Below are 3,714 nucleotides of genomic sequence, written 5' to 3'. Positions count from 1 at the left end.
GCGGCGGCCGCGTCGGGATGGTGGGTGAAGACGACATCCGCGACCGCCGCCGCCAGCGACCTGCCGGTCTCGGAGGACCCGGCCTGGACGACGACGGGCCGGCCCTGCGGCGACCGGGGGATGTTCAACGGCCCGGTCACCGAGAAGTACCTGCCCCGGTGGTCGAGCCGGTGCAGCTTGTCGTCGTCGAAGTAGATCCCGGACGCCTGGTCGTAGCGGAACGCGTCGTCGTCGAAGCTGTCCCACAGGCCGGTCACCACCTCGTGGAACTCCGCGGCCCGCCGGTAGCGCTCCTCATGCTCGACATGCTCGGCGAGGCCGAAGTTGCGCGCCTCGGCGTCGTTGAGCGAGGTGACCAGGTTCCAGCCCGCCCGTCCCCGGCTGAGGTGGTCCAGCGAGGCGAACGTCCGCGCCAGGTGGTAAGGCTCGTTGTAGGTGGTGGATGCGGTCGCGATGAGCCCGATGCGGGTGGTGGCGGTGGACAGCGCCGCGAGCAGGGTCGTCGGTTCGAAGGAGTCGTTGACCACCGAGACCCGGCGCAGCACCTCCTGGTCGGCGAAGGGCACCCCGACGAGGTCGGCGAAGAAGAGCGCGTCGAAGCAGGCTCGCTCGGCGGTCCGCGCCAGTTCGATCAGGTGCCGGATGTTCACGCCCGCGTCGGGGACGGCGTTCGGGTGCCGCCAGGCGGCCAGGAACTCCCCCGGGGGCTTGAGGAAGGCGTTGAGGTGGAGCTGCCTCCTGCGGCGCGCGGCGGTCATCGGCTCCCCTCCCCCGCCCCTTCCCGCTGCCCCGCGGTCACCGGCCGCCGTCCGGCGCCGACCTGCGGACGCGGCAGCCCGAGGTGTCCGCGCAGCGTCGCAGTCTCATAGGTGTGCCGGAACAGGCCGCGGCGGCGCAGCTCGGGAACGACGTGGTCGACGAAGTCCTCGGCGGCGCTCGGCAGGTAGGGAAAATTGATGTTGAAACCGTCGGCGGCGCGGGCGGTGAACCACTCCTCGATGTGGTCGGCGACCGTCTCCGGGGTGCCGACCACGGCGCCGCCGGTGGCGAACCGCAGCGCCAGCTGGCGGATCGTCAGGTTCTCGCGGCGGGCCAGGTCGAGCATCAGCTCCTGGCGGCTCTTGCTCCGGTTGGTCGCGCCGATGTGCGGCAGCGGCCCGTCCAGTGGGTATCCGGACAGGTCGAGATCCCCGATGTTGTCCTGGACGAGCCGGCGGGCCACGTCGTCGTGCACCAGTTCCTGGAGCTCGGCCAGGCGTGCGCGGGCCTGCGCCTGCGTGCTCGCGACGAACGGCGAGAGCACCGGCCAGACCAGCACGTGGTCGCCGTCCCGGCCGTACGCCGCCGCCCGCGCCTTGACGTCGGCGTAGAACGCCTGGGCGCCGGCCAGCGAGGTCTGCACGGTGAACAGCACCTCGCCGTGGCGGGCGGCGAACGCCTTGCCGACCTCCAACGAGCCGGCCTGGAAGATCACCGGATGGCCCTGCGGCGGCCGGGAGATGTTCAGTGGCCCGCGCACCGTGAAATGCGGCCCGGCATGATGCGGGGTACGCAGACCGGCCGGATCGTAGTAGTGCCCCGAGGCGGTGTCCCGGGTGACCGCACCGTCGTCGAAACTGTCCCACAGCCCCCGGACGACCTCGACGAACTCCTCGGCCCGCAGGTAGCGCGCGCTGTGGTCGAGATGGGTGTCCCGACCGAAGTTGCCGGCCTCCAGCGGGACTACCGACGTCACCACGTTCCAGCCGGCCCGACCGGCGGACAGGTGGTCCAGCGAGGCGAACTTGCGCGCGATGGGGAACGGCTCGTTGTACGTCGTCGTCGCGGTGGCGACCAGACCGATCCGCTCGGTCACGGTGGACAGCGCGGCCAGCAGGGTCAACGGCTCGAAGTGGTCGGCGCGGGCGGTGCGCCGCAACGAGTCGTACTGGTGCCCCCAGATGGCCACGACGTCGGCGACGAACAGCGCGTCGAACGTCCCCCGCTCCAGCGTCTGGGCCAGCCGGATGTGATGGTCGAGGTCGAGCTGGCCGTCCGGCGGCGAGGACGGGTGCCGCCAGCCGGCGATGTGCCCGCCGGAGCCGTGCAGGATCGCGCCCAGGGTCAGCCGGCGCCGGGACCGGCCCGGCGCCGGCCCCGCGTCCGCGGAGGAGGTCATGTCGAGGTCCTCTCCGTGCCGGCAGCGGCCGAGGCACGCCGAGGCAGCGGGACGGGTCGTTGGTGCGTCATGACCGTGCAACACGGCCGCGTCACACAGCCGCGTGACCGGCGACGCCAGCCGCAATGCGGATCGTCACCACCGCCGGGAACGCCGCACGCGGCACGAGGTGGTCGGCATGGCCAGCGGTCGCGACGGCGGGCTGCGATCCGTCGGACCGCCCGCGCGTCTGTGGGATCGGATCAGCAACAGATCTGGTCGAAGTGATGCGCACGACGGGAGACCCAGAACGGATCGAGCATCACCGTCCAGGACGCAGATCCGGCGCGCATCGTCCGAATATAACCGCTCCGGCGACCGGGGGTCCAGCAAAACCACGCGGACCAGCGGAGGCTGCCGGGACGAGCGGCTACCGGCACAGGATCGACGGTGACGCGTTATCCGGCAATAGACCCCGAGGACAACCCCAGACGGGGACGGAGCCCGTGTCGGCCGAACCGTCCACGGCTCCTCCCCCGGCCCAGATCGCCCGGGTTCCTGGATCCAGGCCACGTCGGAACGTGGCAGTACTCTCACGATCGACCCGGTTCGCCGCATGGGAGCGGGCCGTGAGCCGATGACGGGGGTATGGGCATGGCCTTGCTGGAAGTACCGGTGGGAGGCGATGGCCGGATGGTCGTCGAGGTCGACGAGCACGACCTCGCCGACGCGGAGGTTCGCCCCAGCGGCCTCGACGAGGGCCTGGAACTTGCCTCGATCAGCCCCGGGCAGACTGCCGCCCGCGCCCGGCAGGCACTCGAGGAGATGATGAACGGCCTGCGACCCGCGCTGTCCACCGTGGTCGGCGGGCTGCGTGCGGTCGGTCCGGACGAGGTGACCGTCGAGTTCGGGCTCAACGTGGGCGGCGAGACCGGGATCATCTTCGCGAAGGGCACCACCGAGGTGAACTTCGCGGTTTCCATGACCTGGAAGCGAGCCGGACGGACCGAGCCGGACGGACAGGTGGAGCCGGCCGGGCGGGCCGCCGCCCTGGCCGCGTCCGATCCCGGACCGGAACCCAGCCCGGCACCCGGGTCCTGAAACGATCCGCGGTGGGCACCGTGTCGAGGGACGGGGTCATCGTCCGTGTGCTGGGCCGGGACGGCGAACACCGGGACCGTCCCGTCGGGATCGGCTTCGTCGTCGGCGAGCGCCATCTGCTCACCTGCGCCCACGTGGTCAACAGCGCCCTCGGACGGGACCGGAACGACCCCCCTCGGCCCGCGACGGACGTCATCCTCACCGTGGACTTTCCCCTGCTGGCAGGTGTGGACGGGGCACCCACGCGACGGGTACGAGTGAAGGCGTGGTCGCCGCCACCGGGACCGGTGCATTCCGACACCGGCGGTTGGGACGTGGCCGGTATGGAAAACGTCGGCGAGGGAATGCCGGCCGGGGCTGTTGCCGCACGGCTGCACGAGGATCCGGGATCAGGTGCGGTTGTCGAGATGTACGGCATACCCTCCCTGCCCCGACGGTCCGCCGGCGCCTGGTCCCAGGGCACGCTTCTCGGGCGG

The 3,714-nt window shown here is 71.6% G+C and carries 3 protein-coding genes and 1 pseudogene; 2 read left to right on the top strand and 2 right to left on the bottom strand.

Annotated elements, in window-relative coordinates:
* Both DD1DGNOD_RS11250 and DD1DGNOD_RS11245 read right to left on the bottom strand, forming a co-directional pair.
* Positions 1-758: NtaA/DmoA family FMN-dependent monooxygenase (locus DD1DGNOD_RS11250; protein WP_131770076.1), on the bottom strand; the 758-nt coding region annotated here is incomplete at its 3' end.
* Positions 755-2,158 carry an LLM class flavin-dependent oxidoreductase gene (locus DD1DGNOD_RS11245; RefSeq protein WP_131770070.1) on the bottom strand — a complete coding sequence of 468 codons (1,404 nt, stop codon included), beginning with the start codon at positions 2,156-2,158 and terminating at the stop codon, positions 755-757. The genes DD1DGNOD_RS11250 and DD1DGNOD_RS11245, both read right to left, overlap by 4 nt.
* Before the next feature lie 627 nt (positions 2,159-2,785).
* Between DD1DGNOD_RS11245 and DD1DGNOD_RS11240 the strand changes: the two genes are divergently transcribed.
* On the top strand, positions 2,786-3,238 hold the full coding sequence (locus DD1DGNOD_RS11240; protein ID WP_131770069.1) for a CU044_2847 family protein: 453 nt from the start codon (positions 2,786-2,788) through the stop codon (positions 3,236-3,238).
* Positions 3,239-3,249: 11 nt separating this feature from the next.
* Positions 3,250-3,714, top strand: a pseudogene (locus DD1DGNOD_RS11235) (hypothetical protein); the annotation flags it as partial.

Origin of the sequence: Candidatus Protofrankia californiensis, assembly GCF_900634765.1 — a bacterium.
GTDB lineage: Bacteria > Actinomycetota > Actinomycetes > Frankiales > Frankiaceae > Protofrankia > Protofrankia californiensis.
Note: the sequence above shows the minus strand (reverse complement) of the source record. Positions and strands in the feature narration are given on the sequence as shown.

Coding starts and splice junctions, on each gene's coding strand:
- DD1DGNOD_RS11240 (WP_131770069.1), top strand. CDS start 2,786: ATGGGCATGGCCTTGCTGGAAGTACCGGTGGGAGGCGATGGCCGGATG.
- DD1DGNOD_RS11245 (WP_131770070.1), bottom strand. CDS start 2,158: ATGACCTCCTCCGCGGACGCGGGGCCGGCGCCGGGCCGGTCCCGGCGC.